Origin of the sequence: Bradyrhizobium sp. NBAIM08, from assembly GCF_020193935.1 — a bacterium.
GTDB lineage: Bacteria > Pseudomonadota > Alphaproteobacteria > Rhizobiales > Xanthobacteraceae > Bradyrhizobium > Bradyrhizobium yuanmingense.
Genome location: NZ_JADYVR010000001.1, coordinates 517,418 through 533,855 on the forward strand (window position 1 = coordinate 517,418; position 16,438 = coordinate 533,855).

At 61.4% G+C, this 16,438-nt stretch carries 13 protein-coding genes and 1 pseudogene; 8 read left to right on the forward strand and 6 right to left on the reverse strand.

What is annotated here, in order from left to right:
• The 6 genes from I6F37_RS02490 to I6F37_RS02515 all read left to right on the forward strand — a co-directional run bounded on the left by I6F37_RS02490 (nucleotide 1) and on the right by I6F37_RS02515 (nucleotide 5,746).
• Nucleotides 1-1,176: a zinc-dependent alcohol dehydrogenase gene (locus I6F37_RS02490; RefSeq protein ID WP_036045784.1), complete on the forward strand. Its 1,176-nt coding sequence runs from the start codon at nucleotides 1-3 to the stop codon at nucleotides 1,174-1,176.
• 11 nt (nucleotides 1,177-1,187) lie between these two features.
• Nucleotides 1,188-1,757 (forward strand): hypothetical protein, encoded by a 570-nt coding sequence (locus tag I6F37_RS02495; RefSeq protein ID WP_225150166.1) that lies wholly within the window; start codon nucleotides 1,188-1,190, stop codon nucleotides 1,755-1,757.
• Nucleotides 1,738-3,342, forward strand: a complete 1,605-nt coding sequence (locus tag I6F37_RS02500) for an alpha-amylase family glycosyl hydrolase (protein ID WP_225150167.1) — start codon at nucleotides 1,738-1,740, stop codon at nucleotides 3,340-3,342. The genes I6F37_RS02495 and I6F37_RS02500 overlap by 20 nt, the downstream gene beginning before the upstream one ends.
• A gap of 162 nt (nucleotides 3,343-3,504) precedes the next feature.
• Nucleotides 3,505-3,684: a hypothetical protein gene (locus I6F37_RS02505; RefSeq protein WP_027575113.1), complete on the forward strand. Its 180-nt coding sequence runs from the start codon at nucleotides 3,505-3,507 to the stop codon at nucleotides 3,682-3,684.
• Nucleotides 3,681-4,835 carry a DUF305 domain-containing protein gene (locus I6F37_RS02510; RefSeq protein WP_225150169.1) on the forward strand — a complete coding sequence of 385 codons (1,155 nt, stop codon included), beginning with the start codon at nucleotides 3,681-3,683 and terminating at the stop codon, nucleotides 4,833-4,835. The genes I6F37_RS02505 and I6F37_RS02510 overlap by 4 nt, the downstream gene beginning before the upstream one ends.
• Nucleotides 4,836-4,963: 128 nt before the next feature.
• Nucleotides 4,964-5,746, forward strand: a complete 783-nt coding sequence (locus tag I6F37_RS02515; protein ID WP_225150171.1) for a Crp/Fnr family transcriptional regulator — start codon at nucleotides 4,964-4,966, stop codon at nucleotides 5,744-5,746.
• 48 nt (nucleotides 5,747-5,794) lie between these two features.
• Here the strand turns inward: I6F37_RS02515 and I6F37_RS02520 are convergent, their stop codons facing one another.
• The gene (locus I6F37_RS02520) at nucleotides 5,795-6,403 is read right to left on the reverse strand and encodes a cysteine hydrolase family protein (protein WP_036013669.1); all 609 of its coding nucleotides are present in this window, start codon (nucleotides 6,401-6,403) and stop codon (nucleotides 5,795-5,797) included.
• A 392-nt stretch (nucleotides 6,404-6,795) separates the two neighbouring features.
• Entirely contained in the window at nucleotides 6,796-10,872 is a 4,077-nt protein-coding gene (locus I6F37_RS02525; protein ID WP_225150173.1) for a response regulator transcription factor, read from the reverse strand.
• A 652-nt stretch (nucleotides 10,873-11,524) separates the two neighbouring features.
• Here I6F37_RS02525 and I6F37_RS02530 point away from each other — a divergent pair.
• Nucleotides 11,525-12,316 (forward strand): Crp/Fnr family transcriptional regulator, encoded by a 792-nt coding sequence (locus tag I6F37_RS02530; protein ID WP_036025682.1) that lies wholly within the window; start codon nucleotides 11,525-11,527, stop codon nucleotides 12,314-12,316.
• Nucleotides 12,317-12,470: 154 nt separating this feature from the next.
• On the opposite strand, the gene I6F37_RS02535 is transcribed toward I6F37_RS02530, so the two are convergent.
• The 3 genes and pseudogenes from I6F37_RS02535 to I6F37_RS02550 all read right to left on the reverse strand — a co-directional run bounded on the left by I6F37_RS02535 (nucleotide 12,471) and on the right by I6F37_RS02550 (nucleotide 14,681).
• Nucleotides 12,471-12,743 (reverse strand): hypothetical protein, encoded by a 273-nt coding sequence (locus I6F37_RS02535; protein WP_036013665.1) that lies wholly within the window; start codon nucleotides 12,741-12,743, stop codon nucleotides 12,471-12,473.
• 351 nt (nucleotides 12,744-13,094) lie between these two features.
• Nucleotides 13,095-13,454, reverse strand: a pseudogene (locus I6F37_RS02540) (hypothetical protein); the annotation flags it as partial.
• Between the two features lie 537 nt (nucleotides 13,455-13,991).
• Entirely contained in the window at nucleotides 13,992-14,681 is a 690-nt protein-coding gene (locus I6F37_RS02550; RefSeq protein ID WP_225150175.1) for a response regulator transcription factor, read from the reverse strand.
• Between the two features lie 917 nt (nucleotides 14,682-15,598).
• Here I6F37_RS02550 and I6F37_RS02555 point away from each other — a divergent pair.
• Nucleotides 15,599-15,940 carry an H-NS family nucleoid-associated regulatory protein gene (locus I6F37_RS02555; RefSeq protein WP_036025684.1) on the forward strand — a complete coding sequence of 114 codons (342 nt, stop codon included), beginning with the start codon at nucleotides 15,599-15,601 and terminating at the stop codon, nucleotides 15,938-15,940.
• Between the two features lie 55 nt (nucleotides 15,941-15,995).
• On the opposite strand, the gene I6F37_RS02560 is transcribed toward I6F37_RS02555, so the two are convergent.
• Nucleotides 15,996-16,217 carry a hypothetical protein gene (locus tag I6F37_RS02560; protein ID WP_081493985.1) on the reverse strand — a complete coding sequence of 74 codons (222 nt, stop codon included), beginning with the start codon at nucleotides 16,215-16,217 and terminating at the stop codon, nucleotides 15,996-15,998.
• Between the last annotated feature and the right edge of the window lie 221 nt (nucleotides 16,218-16,438).

Sequence of the window (16,438 nt, forward strand, 5' to 3'; positions counted from 1 at the left end):
ATGAAGGCGCTGGTCTGGCACGGCAAGGAAGACATCCGGTGCGACACCGTCACCGACCCGGAGATCCAGGATCCGCGTGATGCCATCATCAAGGTGACGAGCTGCGCCATCTGCGGCTCCGACCTGCACCTCTTTCACAATTTCATCCCGGGCATGCTGCCCGGCGACATCATGGGCCACGAGACCATGGGCGAAGTGGTCGAGGTCGGCTCGGGCGTCGACGGCAAGCTGAAGAAGGGCGACCGCATCGTCGTGCCGTTCACGATCATTTGCGGCGAATGCGACCAGTGCAAGCGCGGCAATTTCTCGGTGTGCGAGACCACGAACCGCAAGCGTCATCTGGCCGACAAGGTGTTCGGACACACGACGGCGGGCCTGTTCGGCTACACCCATCTGACCGGCGGCTATCCCGGCGGCCAGGCTGAGTATCTCCGCGTGCCCTTTGCCGACGCCACCCACATCAAGGTGCCCCCTGGCATTCCCGACGAGCAATTGCTGTTCCTCAGCGACATCTTCCCGACCGGCTGGCAGGCCGCCGTGCAATGCGACATCGAGCCGACCGACACGGTCGCGATCTGGGGCTGCGGCCCGGTCGGACAGATGGCGATCCGCAGCGCCATCCTGCTCGGCGCCAACCAGGTGATCGCGATCGACTGCCTGCCGGAGCGGCTCAGCATGGCGGAAGCCGGCGGCGCCACCACGATCAACTTCGAGACCGAGAGCGTGGTGGAGCGGCTCCAGGAGCTGACCGACGGCAAGGGCCCGGAAAAGTGCATCGATTGCGTCGGCATGGAGGCGCATGTGATGCCATCGCTGCCCGACACCCTGCTCGACCGCGCCAAGCAGATGGTGATGGCCGAGAGCGACCGGCCCCACGTGCTGCGCGAGATGATCTATGTCTGCCGTCCCGGCGGCATCATCTCGGTCGCAGGCGTGTACAGCGGCCTGTCCGACATGCTTCCGATGGGCGCCTTCATGAACAAGGGCCTGACGATGCGGACCGGCCAGACCCACGTCAACCGCTGGACCGACGACCTGCTCCGCCGCATCGAAGAGGGCGAGATCGACCCGTCCTTCGTCATCACCCACACGGTCCCGCTCGCCCAGGGACCGGAGATGTACCAGGTGTTTCGCGACAAGCGCGATTCCTGCGTCAAGGTCGTGCTGAAGCCCTGAAGGAGCCAGCCATGTTTCATTTCTCCAACATCGTGCGCACCAAGGGCGACCCCAAGATCGTCGAGGGCGGACCGAGCCTGAAGCAGCCGGCGGACCAGCTCGCGCGCGCACTCGGCTGGTTCAGCATCGGCCTCGGCGTGGTCGAATTGTTCGCGCCGCGGCGCGTTACGCACACGCTGGGCATGGAAGGCCATGAGACGCTGGTCCGCGCCTTCGGCGTGCGCGAGATCCTCGCCGGGATCATGTCGCTCTCCGTCGACAAGAACGCCGGCCTGTGGGCCCGCGTCGGCGGCGACGGCCTCGATGCCGCCGCGCTGCTGTCCGGACTGACGTCGGACAATCCCAAGAAGGGCAATGTCGCGCTCGCATTGCTGATGGTCGGCGGCATCGCCGTGCTCGACTACCGCGCCGCGCAGGACACCAGGCCACGCCGCCCGCCGCGCGATGCACGGCGCAAGCTCTATCCGAACCGCAGCGGATTTCCCAAGGGCATCGAGAGCGTCCGCACTGCCGCGAGACAGATCGCAACGCACGCTGGGCAAAACGAGGTGAAGCAAGGTGATGAGCGACGAGTCCCGTGACGAAGCTGCGTGGTGGGAATCCGCCGTCGTCTACGAGATCGCGCTGATCTCCTTTCAGGACTCGAACGGCGACGGCAAGGGCGACCTTGCCGGATTGATGTCGCGCATCGACTATTTGAAATGGCTCGGCGTCGATGCGGTGTGGCTGACGCCGATCTACAAAAGCTCCTTCCGCGACCTCGGCTACGACATCTCCGACTATTGTTCGATCGATCCCTCCTTCGGCAGCCTCGAGGAATTCGATCGCCTGCTCGAGGCGCTGCACGGTGCGGGCATCCGGCTCGTCCTCGACCTCGTTCCCAATCACACCGCGAACGATCACGCTTGGTTCGTCGAGAGCGCAAGCTCGCGCAACAGCGCGAAAGCCGACTGGTACATCTGGGCCGATCCTGCCGAGAACGGCGGGCCGCCCAACAACTGGCTGAGCCGGTTCGGCGGCAGCGGCTGGGAATGGTGCGAGGCGCGCCGACAATATTACTATCATTCCTTTCTGGTGGAGCAGCCCGACCTCAACTGGCGCAACCCGGACGTGAGGGCCGCCATCGCCGATGCCATGCGGTTCTGGCTCGACCGCGGCGTCGACGGCTTTCGCGTCGACGCCAGTGCGGTCCTGATCAAGGACCGGCTGTTGCGCGACAATCCGGCGAATCCGCAAGCCGAGGGCAAGCCGCCGCCGCAGCGGCACACGACGGTGTTCACCGACGATCGGCCCGAGACGATGGATTGCATCGAGTTCATCCGCGAGGTGATCGACGCCTATCCCGGACGGATGTTGTGCGGCGAGGTCCAGGGCAAGACCGACCGCATCGGCCACTTCTACGGCAACGACCGGCCGCGCCTGCATCTGCCGCTCAATTTCGCCCTGCTCGATTCAAAATGGGACGCCCTCTCGCTGCAGGCCACGGTCGACGCCTATCTCAACGCCATCCCTGACGGTGCCTGGCCGGTCTGGGTCATCGGCGGCCACGACAAGCAGCGGATCGCGAGCAAGATCGGCGAGGCGCAGATGCGCGTGCTGGCGATGCTGCTGATGACGCTGCGGGGAACGCCGTTCTTCTTCATGGGCGACGAGATCGGCCGCAAGCGCGTGCCGATTCCGCAGGGCCGCGTCCGCGATCCCTTCGAGAAGCTCGTGCCCGGCTATGGCCTGTGCCGCGATCCCGAACGCGCACCGATGCGGTGGGATGACAGCCCCGATGGCGGCTTCACGACGGGCCGCCCATGGCTACCGCTCGAGCCGCCCGATGGTGCAGCCAATGTCGCCGCACAGCAGCGCGACGAGCGCTCGATCCTCGCTCTGTTTCGCGCGCTGATGGCGCTGCGGCGCGAGCATGCCGGCCTGCAACGGGGCGGCTACGAGCCGCTGCGCTCGCAGAACGATGTCCTGGCCTTCAAACGGACGGAAGGCCGCAACGAAATTCTGGTCGCGCTCAATCTCGCGGCCGAACCGCGGAAATTCCACTGGCAAGGTCGCGGCCGTCTCTTGATGTCGACGCATCTGGATCGGCCGCCCGAGCCGGTGCCGGATGCGTCCATCCTGCTCCGGGGCAACGAAGGCGTGATCATCGCACTCGAGCCTCGGTGATATCAGGAGGAACCATCCGCGTCGCGAAGAGTCTGATCAACGCTTCCGGCGTCTCCCCCCGCCGCCGGAGGCGATTTGCAAGACCGCAGCCCCGGCGCCCACGCCCCCTTTAGGCGCCGGGGTAGCGGCGTGAGCCACGGCAGGACATATCGGAGGCAGCTCATGGGCAAGACCAAAGGTCTGCAGCAGCGGATCGCCGGCAAGACCAAGCAGGCCGTCGGCGAGATCATCGGCGACCAGGATCTGCACGATGACGGCAAGGCGCAGGCCGAGCGCGGGCGCGACGAACAGGACAAGCCGAGCGAACTCAATCCGCTGAAGAAGCTCAAGCAGCTGACGTGAACGCGGAGCCGCGACCAGCACTCACGAGTGGGGCGCGGCGCACCACCGGCGAGCGGCGGCGTTCGCGCTGGATTGCCGCGGCCGCACTCGGCCTGATCAGCAGCACGTTTTCGACAATCGTCAGCCAGCTCTTCGCTGCCCGAATCGGCCGCGATGCGGCGGTCGATTGGATGACGGTTGCCGCGATTCCTGCGCGCGACTGGGCGATCAGCTCCGAGCCATCCTGGAGCGCGATCCTGGCCGGGATCGCCTTTCACCAATGGGCCGATTTTTCCTGGGCATTGGTTTTCTTCGGCGTGCTCGGACGCTGGACGGCCGACTTGCGGCCGATGACGATCCTGCTGCTGGCGCTGCCCTGGGCCGCGTTCTCTTCAGGCATGGAATGGTTCGTGCTGGTGCCGCTGTTTCCATTCTGGCAGCCGCTGTTCACGCTGCAACAACCCTACTGGATCGGGCTGCTGGTGCATGGCTCCTCCGCCGTGATGTATCCCCTGTTCGCGCGCCTGCGCTGGAGGCGCGGGACTGCGCCTGACAGCGACGTGCGGTTCACCAACATGTGGATGACGGGCGCGCTGGCCTTGATTGCGGTGCTCGGGGCGGTCGCATTGTTCGGCGGTCATGGCTACGAGCTGCCGTGGATGGGCCGCGACAGGGATCAAGACCAGGCCTACATCCGTCACATGACAACGCATCATGCCCAGGGCATCGAGCTGGCGCGGACGGCTGCCGAGCGCGCGCAGGATCCGCATCTGCGCAAGCTCGCGATGCTGATGGTCGCGAGCCAGACCGGAGAGAACCGCATATTCGAGAATTGGTGGCTGAGCTGGTTCGACACGGAGATGCCCGATTGCAGCACCGAGGAGCGGGCGGCGATGCCGGGCTTCCTGACGCCGGCCGAGATGCGCCAGGTCAAGACCGCGCCGCCGGACCAGTTCGACATGCTGTTCATCGAGGCGATGAGCCGGCATCACCGCGGTGCGGTCAGGATGGCCGACCAGATGTGGCACAGCCGCGGCGACCCTCGTCTGCGCATCATGGCGCATGCCATCCGCCACGAGCAGCAGGGCGAGATCGCGCTGATGCACGGCACGCGCGGCCTCGCCGCCGTGACCACAGGCGTCCGCAACATGCTCGGCGACAACGTCAATTGAACGTGAGGATCTTGTATCGGCAAGCGGCCTGCTGCCTCGCCGATACTCCGGACGAACCTATCAAACGTTAATGCTTTCCGCCGTCATTATCGGCCACACTTGGGCCGACGGGGGCCGTCGGAGATCAAATGCAGGCAGGATTTGCTTTCTCGAGGCTGGCCGACCGCCTGACGAGCCTCGTCGAACTGACCCCGGAACATCTCGATCTGCTTGCGGACATGCCGAGCAGCATCGCGCATTTCGGCGCGCATCAGACCATCCTGCGGCACGGTGATGAGGCAACGCAATGCTGCCTGGTGCTCCAGGGATATCTGTCCTGGCAGAATGACGAAAGCGCAGATGGCCAGATCACCGCGATCTGCGTGCCCGGCGACGTCGCCAACCTGCAAAGCCTGTATCGCCCGCGCATCGAGGGCAACCTGACCGCGCTCGGTTCCGCAATCGTCGCGCTCGTGCCGCACCGCTTCTTTCGCGAGCTCGCGGTGCGATCTCCGGCAATGTCGCACGCCTTGCTGTTGATGCTGCTTGCCGATCACGCCATCCAGCGCAACTGGACGGTGAACCTCGGCAGCCGGGACGCGTTGACACGCGTGGCGCACCTGCTCTGCGAGATCACGGTGCGGCTGCAAACCGTCGGGCTTGCCCGGGATTTCAGGTTGTCCTCGCCCTTCACCCAGTCCGACCTCGCCGCAGCCTGCAGCATCTCCCCGGTCCATGCCAACCGCACCATCCAGGAGCTGCGCCGCTGCCATTTGCTGCAATGGCAGGGCAAGACCTTGACCATCACGGACTGGCCGGGCCTGGTCCGGCTCGCCGGCTTCGACCCAACCTACCTGAGCATGCGGTCCGGCGCGGACGATGCTCGGCCGCCGCATGCGAGACCGGTGGCGGCCGACGTCGCGGTCGCTTGATCCGCCTCGTGGGCGCGAGGACCTTGCGCGGCTCAATGACGTCGGACCCTACTCCCGCCAGACCTCGGCCAGCTCTTCCGCTGTCACCAGGTCGACCTGGCCGTGGAAGCGGGTGCGGTACATCGTCATGAGCGCGTCGTGGCCGACGTCGGACGAGCTGCACAGCGCGTCCTCGACAAGGACGATCCTGAAGCCGAGATCGACGGCGCTCAGGACCGTCGAGAGCACGCAGACGTCCGTCTCCGCGCCCGATATCACGACGGTGCCGACGTTCTTCTCGACCAGCAGGCTCGCAAGACCGGGATTGCTGAACGCGGAATAGGCCGGCTTGTCGATCATCGCCGCCGGCGGAACGAAACGTGCCAAGGCCGGCACGAGCTCCAGAGCCGATGACGGCAGATGCCTGCGCGTCGCCTGGCGCCAGCGGCGGAAATAACTCTGCCATTGGCCCGGGCGGTCCTCCGGATCCTGCGGGGTGATGAAGCGTGTGAAGATCGTTCTCTCCGCGTGGCGCGCAACGACCGAGACGACCGTCGGCAGCACCCGCTCCATCCAGGGCGTCGCCCAAAGGCCATCGGGGGCGAAAATGTTCTGCATGTCGATGCACAGGTGAACGGCGCCGCGGATCTCGGCAACATCGGACATAGCGTCCCTCATCGTCCTCCACCTTCAAGCGCATTCGGCGACCAGTTGCGAATGCGGGGCGAGGGCTTTGGTTCCGAATCGCGGCGTGCAGCGCGAACCCCGCCCAGAAAAGCTATAAAAATGAAGGTGGTGCGCTCGGAGGGCGGTCGCATTTTCTGCGATTTCAATGAGTTATCGAGGACTATCGATGCATCAGGGGCATTTCAAGTCTAAGAATATCTTTCAGGAAGGCGACCCAAGGCGCGTCTTGTCGGGTGGCGTTTTTCGAGAGACCGCGCTGTCCCACCGCACGATTGGTCCCACGCCGGCCACTCAAGGATCTAGGCTGCATATCAACCGACCAGTATACGGAGCAGGCTGTTCAACATCGGCCCTGCGTCCTGCTCGCGAGACAATGCAACATTTCAAATCAGCAGGTCATGATGCGCAGCTACAGGGGCGTGATGGGGTCCGTTATTGCCATGGTTGGCCGCGGGATCGTCCAGTGCGTTGGGTAGGATTTTGACGAGGATATCGAGGGTGGCCGCCTGATCGGGCTTGGCGCGTGGATCGAGCGGAATGTGGACCTCTCTAGGTTCAATCCTGACGATGGGAGTGAAAGGAGTTGCGTCGCTGTCGAAGCGGAACACCCGATCTTGATCGGCGCCGCCGGTCTCGAACGCAGCTTTAGCCGGCTGTGCGGCCACCGATGCGATTGCAGCAGGTTGCGTAGCGTGCTGCGAGTTTCCGTTCCCTGCACTATCGCCTTTTGTGGCGCTCGATTCGGCGATCTCGGCTGCTGCTGATGCCTTTGCGGAGGCCGAGTGTGAATTGTATCCTGAATTGCTATGCTGCAGGTCAGCCAGTTTTGTCGTGGCCACTGCTGCCGACGCGCTTGCGTTCGGTGCACGATGATTGTCGCCCTCACCGACACTCTTCTCGGACATGAAGACAGTTTCAGCCAACTCGGTGGTTGTCGCCTTTACAGGCTCCGGCTCCGCCGTTGCAACACTTTCGTCAGCCTTCGGGCCGTGAGCAGAGGTCGAATGCTCCCATTTGTTACTCTGCTCCACGCCGCTGGGCTCTGCCATCTTCGCTGACTCGCGCGTATAGGCTAGAGTCCAGGAATGATGCTCATTGTCATTGCCGAGGCCATTGCCCGGTGTCGCCTTTGCTTCGGCCGTCTCGGTGGCCGCCGTTGCCGACCCTCGCTCCGACGCGTGCGAGTTGCTGTCGTCCAGACCGCCTGGTTCGGCCGCTTTTGATGGCCCTGACGAATCGTCCGAAGCCAGTGGATCATGCGCGTTGTCCTTGCCGGCGCGATTGCCCGGCATGGACTTCACTTCGGCCGTCTCGGTGGCCGCCTTTGCCGACCCTCGCTCCGACGCGTGCGAGTCGCTGTCGTCCAGGCCCCCTGGTTCGGCCGCTGTTGCTGGCCCTGACCAATCGTCCGATGCCGGTGAATCATGTGCGTTGTCCTTGCCGGCGCGATTGCCCGGTACGGACTTTGCTTCGGCCATCTCCATGGCCGCCTTTGCCGACCTTCGCTCCGACGCTTGCGAGTTGCTGTCGTCCAGGCCGCCTGGTTTGGCCGTTCTCGCTGACCCTGACGAACGGTCCGAAGCCGGTGGATCATGCGCGTTGTCCTTGTCGGCGCGATTGTCCGGCATGGACTTCGCTTCGGCCGTCTCCGTGGCCGCCTTTGCCGACCCTTGCTCCGACGCGTGCGAGTTGCTGTCGTCCAGGCCGCCTTGTTCGGCCGTTCTCGCTGACCCTGACGAACGGTCCGAAGCCGGTGGATCATGCGCGTTGTCCTTGCCGGCGCGATTGCCCGGCATGGACTTCGCTTCGGCCGTCTCCGTGGCTGCCTTTGCCGACCCTTGCTCCGACGCGTGCGAGTTGCTGTGGTCCAGGCCGCCTGGTTCGACCGTTTTCGCTGACCCTGACGAACGGTCCGAAGCCGGTGGATCATGCGCGTTGTCCTTGCCGGCGCGATTGCCCGGTATGGACTTCACGTCGGCCGTATCTCTGGCGCCGGCCATTGCAGAGATTTGCTCGGGAGCGTGCTGCGCCCCTTCGCGGTCGTCCCTGTGCGCTGTCGCGAGGCTCGATTCACCAAAATCGGCTGCTTCCGGTGCGTTTTTAGAGGTTGAATGCACCGGCTTGCCATGTTCCGCGCTGCCTGTTTCTGCCGTCTTCCCTGACTTTCCCGAAGGGTCCGAAGCCGGGGATTGATGCTCGTTCTCATCACCGACATCACTCCCAGGTATGAAGCCACCGTCCGTCTGCTCCGCACCTGTTTCCTTTGCAGGCCATGACTCCAGAACATGCTGTGAGTTACTGCCGCCCGCGCTACCGGCCGCTGCGATGCTGGGGCCGGTGCCTGCATCGTTCCGCTGACTCTTCAATGTAAGACTTTCAACTTCCGTTACCGCTGCAGCATGAGCAAGCACGATCGGTGATATGCGAGCCGCCCCCTCGGTCCCATCGACGCTCTCTTCCGTTGTGCGGGCCGGCGCGAATTCAGTCCTCAAGCCGGCATCAGCCAGACTGTCCCAAACTCCAGCGGTCCCGAGCGTGCTCTCTCTCGTCCCGATACTTGCATGGGCACTGTCGGTACTCAGAATAGCTTCGATTGCAATCACGGATGTCAGCGCTTCTTCGAGCTGCTCCAACGTGAGAGCGGCCGCCGCGGCTGTCGGCTGGCCGACAAAATCCGATTCTGCGATGGATACAATTCCCGGCAGATGGATTTCCAACAGGTCGCGGTCTCCGATCTCCAGAACATGATCGGTCGCATTCACATAGACGATCGTTTCATTGGTTGTTGAGTTGAAGATCCAAGCGACGGTGTGTGGCGGTATGGACTTGCTTGCTGCTGTCATATGAAGCCTGGCAAGGGCTCCGAAAGCCGCAAGATTGATCCTGCTCGGCCCAGACGCGAAGTTGAAGACAGAGTCGGAAGAGGTAGAACTGGAATCGGTCGGGTCGCGATGAACAACGTTTTCAGCGACGTTGCCGCCCATCAGCTGATCGTGGCTATATCCGCTACTACCGGCATCGTGACTGAAGTGCACGAGGCCGGCAAGTTTTTGGAGAGTCTCCCCTACGGTACCATCACTCGAGTGGCCCCGAGTGCCTTCTCCGGCGGCGCTTTCATTTTCAACGACCACAAACGCGGAAGGCAGGTGAGAAGCCTGCGCAAGGAAACCCGGGACTGAATCATCTACATGATGATCGTCGGCATTGGTGATCGCAGCCAGTTTGGTGGCCGCATTGTATCCGGTAACGTCCACGAAGCTGTCGAGCGGCGCTTTGGCCGGGTCATGCGACGGCAATGCCAAATGGGGATCGCTGAGTGTGTAGATCAACGCACCGGTGAGAGTGGCGAAAGTACCATACCCTCCGTGAATCAAAGTCGGATTGGATGTCAGCCGCGAGAATAGATGTTCCTCGGTGGAGTCACCTCCAATCTTCGCGTCGTTCATTCCTCGCAGGGAAGGTGTGGCCAAACCGGGCGTGCTTGATCCAACAGAACCGTAGTCCTTCCACGATTTCGAGCCTGCGGATTGCTCAGCGGTGCGAGGCGCTTCCATTGCCGAGGCCGCGGTCGAGATTTGGCTCGCCCCGACAAAAACGCCTCTCTGAGTGAGCGACGGCTTTTCGTCGGAATCCGCGACGATGGCGTGACGGAGGATAGCTCGCTTCCAGAGCTCATATTCGGCATACTCCACCGCGGGGCCGGTGCTGTCGTCATGCGGAAGAATGTCGTTTGCCTCCGACGCCTTGAGTTCGTCCGCAATGGCGACCGCCAGGAGAGCCAGCGAGAGCATTCCGAACCCGGACGGGCGTTGTAGCAATGCGAGAGTGGCGAGCACCGTCCTGTTGGTTATTTCAAGCTTCTGAAATATGTTGTGCAGGTGTACTTTAACAGTTCCATCTGAAACGTTTAGCTGGTGCGCGATCTCCTTGTTCGACATTCCTTCTGACACCAGTCGTACAATTTGACGTTCGCGCGGCGTCAATAGCTCCAGTAGGTTGTCGATTTTGCTGCTGTCGGTTTTCTCGACGGTTGGCGAGAGATCGGACTGCTCCAAAAAGCTACGCTTCGTCATCAGTCGCAGCGATCGCAACACAGCGTCCGGTGCAACATGCTTCGCGATTGCATCACACGCGCCAGCAGCGATGGCCAAGGTTAGATCGTGGTCCGTGTCGGAATCTGTAAAGAACACCAGGCGCGTGGGCAGCCGATCAGCTTTCGCAATGACGAGGATCTCGGATGCCGTTAGATCTGGCAGGGTGTCAGCAAGAAGTGCAACGTCGGGTGTCAAATTCCGCATCGCTTGGATGCAGCTTGTCCCGTCGCTGCACGACGCGATGACGTCGAAGTCCGGCTGTGCCCCGAGTACCGACTCAAGCCCCCGTAGAACCATCGGCTGTCGATCGACGATCACAAGCCGGATGGGCTTGAATATCCGCTCTTTCGCAGACGTGTCTAACATGGACCCTGCCTCGACCCGGCCGTCTATGTCCTTCGGCATATAGCCGAGACCGAGTGAGGTCATTAAAATACAACGAATAGAATAAAGAAAGAGATTTAATCCGGTTTAACCATATCTAAAATCGCGAATTTGACGTGCAAATGTGCCCATTTGCCGTAAGTCCTATCCTTTTGCCGAACAGTACGGCGACGCCAGGCCGTTGGGTGGGCTTCGAGTGGGGCACACGAACGGCTCACGGCCGTCATTCCAACGCTTTTGGTCCCCCGGCGGCCAGAACACCATCTTGGAAATTGGCCCTCCCTGAGACGAGACTTTCAGAGCGCGCTCGCGATGCGCGCCTGCGCGCTTCACAACTCAAGGCCGATCAGCTGTTCGGAGAATGATCGTTGGCTGGGATGCTGTTCAGCCGCAGCGCAGGCTGCCGTCGGCGAGTCGACGACATCAATTGCAGGTCCGCGACAGGTCCGTATAAGCGCAAGCTGGAGTCGCGGGCGCAGGCCGTCCCTTGAATGGCGGACCAGCGCGTGCTGGCCTTCATCGCAGGAACCATATCTGTGGTTGCCAGTTGACTGCTGTTGAGCTGCACGCCGGACAGCAGCTTGACGAGCCGGCATGAGTTCTCGCGCCGAACATCCGTCGGGGGGTTGATCCCATGATGGACCACGCGACCAGGGTTGGTAATCGGTTGTTAGCAGCGTTGCCGCCGGCGGATTTTGCTTTGCTTGCACCTCATCTGCGGAAGATCGGGATCGAGCGCGATACGGTGCTCGTCCGATCAGGCGATCGGATCGAACATCTTCTCTTCCCCCTGAGCGGCGCGATAGCCACTATCATGGAGTTGCCGAACGGGCAGACGGTCGCCACGACGATAGTGGGGCATGAAGGGGCTGTGGGTCTGACGTCAGCGCTTGGCGCATCCCACTCGCCCGTGACGGCCGTTGCTCGCATCGCCGGGACCGCGCTGCAGATCTCGCCCGCGCAATTCCTGACAGCGCAACATTGCAGCCCCGCCGTCGCAGCGATGGTGCAAGTGTTCACGAGATCGTTGCTGACGCAACTCCAGCACGTGGCTGCCTGCAACGCGTTACATTCCGTCGAAGCCCGCTTGGCGCGCTGGCTGCTTCACATTCACGATCGGGCAAATGGCAGCGATCTCCTCCCGCTGACCCAAGAAACGTTGTCGGAATTGCTGGGCGTCCGCCGCACCACCGTCACACATGTCGTGAGCACAATGCGGACATCAAGAGCACTAAGATCCAATCGACGTGGCCAGCTTGAAATCGATCGGCCGCGGCTCGAAGCCATGGCATGCGAATGCTACAAGGTCATGAGCCGCAGAATCGATCGGATCGTCTCGCAGAGCACGGTCGGGCTCGTTCATAGGCCTCCAGCGCGGAGCGCCTCCCGCTCGCCTGGCGGCCGAATAGCCGGGACAGGCTCTTAGAACCAGTTCGTTTTCGCGAACCACCCCGCATTTGCCCGCGCCATTCGGCAAACCGCGCGAGGCTCGGTCGCTGCAAACGTCCGATCCTGCGCGGCATTTTTTTCGACTTTGCGGCCGGCTCCCGGCCGAAGCGAACAATGGACGAAAATTCCTGTCATCCACTCGCCTTGGGACGCTCGTCACAACAGCCCGACTTCTTGCGAATGAGCGGTATGGCCATGAGCTTTGCCTGTGCGAAGCCGGAAGGCCCACCCGCGGTCCGAGCCGGGTTGTTGGCGCTGCCCGCCTTGCGCAGCTTGCGCTGAAGATTCTCCTCTCGACCTACCCGCTCTCTGAGCTTTTCAAGTTCCGCAAGCTCTGCCACCAGCGCCTCGAGACGTTCTCGAAGCAGCGCCGCAGGACTCTCCGCTCGAACGCGGATATTCATGACACGCTCCTGATCGAGGTCTTGAGAAGAAGTCGCATAAGGTCAGGAAAAATATGTAATTCACCACAATCGCATGAACATTTGGCAGTGTTTACACCGCAAATCGCGCTGCGGCGGTGCAACAAGGGACGACTCGGCCGGAGTTTAAGAAAGGTCCAGCCCTGCCAAACCGTACGGCGCCGCAGGCTCACGCATGGGCTGAGAAGACTGCTATCGGCTGGATTCGGCTGCACTCGAAATCCTGGTGTTAGCTCCCGGACACTCGGCCTTGCGCTTTTCCTCGTCTTCTTCTGCGCAATCGAGCCCACCACTTGCGTTTGGAATTCCAGAGCTGCCGCCGGTTGCGAAAGGCCCTTTCGCACTGCCTCCGCCACCGCCAGACCCGCCGCTACCGCCGGATCCGCCACCGGCTGCCCCTCCTCCGGCGCGAGATGATTTAGCAGAGCCCCCGCCAGGGGCTCCCCCGCCCCCTGTTGACCCGCCGCTGGAGCTCCCCGGTCCCGATACGGACGACCGGTCGTTATCGAAGAACGACGATTGCCTCCCATCCTTCTGCGTCACTCCACGCAGGCCCCCCGAGCTTGCAATGGCTCCTGAGGTCAGGGAAGTGGATAGAAGCAGAGTCATCACTGGGGGTGTGACGGCCGCAAATCTTCCGCAGGTTTTCAAGAACGCCCGCCGGTCGTCATCTTCGTTGCCGTCCCGGGTCACAACACGCTCTCCTCAGTTTAAAATATTAATTACGGTATTATACATTAAATGTATTTTCAACCGATAATTTTCTTTATGTGAGTGGTGTTTCTTGACGTGCGCCGTCAATCGATCGTGGGCAATTTCCGTACTCGTTCCTGTACTTCCTGGCCTTCGGGCGCAGCTTCGGAGTTGCGCTCGCCATTTAATACGATTAATTTGCGTTTTAACGGACGTCGAGCGCAGGGCTCGATTGCAACGGATGATGACGATGCCACTGCAATTCCACCGGTCTGTCCGCGACATGGAGATCTGGAGCGCAACCAGCGAGGGCTTCTCGTTCGTGATCAGCTTCGGAAGCCCGAGAGGCCCCGGCTTTCATGGCCGCGCCGGCTATTTGGCGAGTTGGCGTCCGCTCCACAAAAACCAGGCCGCAATCAAGATTGGCGGTTCGCCCTTTCGAACGTTAGCCGAGGCCGAAGGGGCCTGCAGCGACATGGCTGGGCTTCTGGCGCCACGATAACCCCCGCGCACGTTCGGAAGAGCCAGACACTCCCATTATTTCACGCTCGCCGGATCCTGATGCAACAGATCAGGGGGATCCATCTTACGTGACCCGGCATGCAGCTCGTTTCGCGAAATCGCCAATGCCGCGAGAATCGTGCGATTGCTGATGTCCAGCTTTTGGAAGATATGATGAAGGTGGACCTTGATCGTACCGTCGGCAAGGTTCAACCGACGTCCAATCTCCTTGTTCGATAGACCCTCCGACACAAGCCGCATGATTTGCCGCTCCCGGTCCGTCAGTTGTGCCAGGGGCTTCTCATCGGGGCGGGCCTCATCATTGGCTAGCCATGCGCTCGGCGAGGCCGCTGCTTGGCCCTGGGCGGCTTTCCGCAGGGTTGAGACCAGCATCTCGGCATCCGAATCCTTCGAGAGGACGATGCAGGCGCCCTCCAAGGCCAGCCTTTGCAACTCACAATCCGCCGCGACACCGGCGAAAAAGACTACGGCGGGACTTGGGCCTGAAGCGTTTGCGGGAGCGAGGATCTGCTGCCGGCTGACATCAGGCAGTGCAGCATCGACGAGCGCGACGTCCGGCACAAGAAATCGGATTGCCTCATTGCAGCTTGCGCCATCGCTGCAGGACGCAACGATCGTAAAATCACGCTGCGCTGCAAGAACGCTCCTGATCCCTTGCAAAACGATCGGATGTCGATCCGCGATGACAATTCTGGTGCGGTGCATGCTTCCCCTGCCTATCGCTAACAACCCCCCGTGCAGCCGTTTAATCCAACAATTTCTTCGAAACGCGAGGATGACGGGTCCGCTCGGCGACAATGTCACACAGTCTCAAATCCTAGACAGCCGAACGTTCGACGACTGCGCCACGGTAACTTGACCGGCAAGTATGCGCAGCACCGTAAGAATGCGGTGCTCAACATTCGAGGCCGCAAGCTTGTAGACGAAAGCCAAATTTCGACAACGCATGATAGATTCGATCAGAAAATTCTCCCATAGAATGTCTAGGCGCACGGATCGGCTGCTGTGTCATGATGGTCAACATCCAATTAACTTCGTTGGCACCGTTATTACCAACGATATATTGGGTCATTCACGATTCAAATCTAACATTCGACGAAGTTTCGACGAACACGAGATCGTTCAAAAAGCCACGTTATTGAAGGGAGGAAAAGTAATACTATTCATCAAGGCGAAGCTGGTTAGTAAAGCACGAAAACGGCTGCGTCGCGCAGCCAGTGTAGCAACGACGAAATCCGGTCACCCATATTGGAGCTGCATATTCGTCAATTCAGCAACTTCAATGAGCGGTCATGGAGGGCATCGTTGGCAATGAGTAGGTGGTCACATGTATTCTTCAGCAGTTTTGCGTCAAACTCATCAGGCTCTCATCATTCAATTCACTGAATTGCAGAACTTGCGTAGCCGCGTGTCGAAGGCCGAGCAGCGATTGCTTGCGCCGAGGCGACGAGCCCGGGGGCGGAGGGCGAAGCGACCGCTGGTTCGGAGGCACGGGCCCAGCCGGTAACTCCGACCACCACGCACACTGGCGCAGCGGCACGGGTGATCGTGCTTGCCGGACCCCGGTTTGACCTGATAAGCCCCCCTCCTGTTTCGGTTCGGAGGTAGTGGGGACGGCTTCCATGGAGAACGATGACTGGGCATCTATGACCACAGCTGAGCTGTGGCGACTCTACGATGAGGTCACTGCTGTTCTTAGTCGCAGGATGACCGCGGAAAAAGCCAAGCTCGAAGAGCGGCTTCGCAAGATCGAAGGTAAGACCGGGGGGCAGACCGAGGGACGTGCACGCCGCCCCTACCCTCCCGTGCTGCCGAAGTATCAGAACCCTAAGAACCCGTCCGAAACCTGGTCCGGCCGTGGTAAGCAGCCTCGATGGCTGAAGGCGCAGCTTCGCGCCGGCAAGAAGCTAAACGATCTCCTGATCGACCGCCCGTCCGCACAACGGCGCCGCCGGGCCGGCTGAACCTCCGACCGGTCCCCGGGACGGTGGTGTCAGGGCTGGGCCGCCAGGCGCCACTTTAGCGAGTGCTATCTTCTTTCCCGTTAGGACTGCCGTCCCCACCACCGTTGCCCTTGCCATTATTGCCCTGCACAACGTTTCCGCCAGAACTAGCGATGGCGGATGAGGTCAGAGAGGTCGAAAGCAGCAGTGTCATCACGGGAGGAGTGACGGCGGCAAATTTTCCGCAGCTTCTCAAGAACTCACGGCGGTCTTCACTATTGGAGTCAGTCGGGTTCATCGGCGCTCTCCCTGCGATGGTCATAGAAAATAAGCGGTTTTGGATGCGTCGCAAGTTAAATATGTTAATCTCGCCTTTTAAATTGTCTACGCAAATAACACCTTGAGTATATCGCATGCCGACGCTCCCGTCGCGGCGCATCGGTGAACTCCTGCGCAAAGCGAGGTCCAGAGGCAGATTATACCAAACGACTTATATGCACAAAGCGCGTTACTGTTATA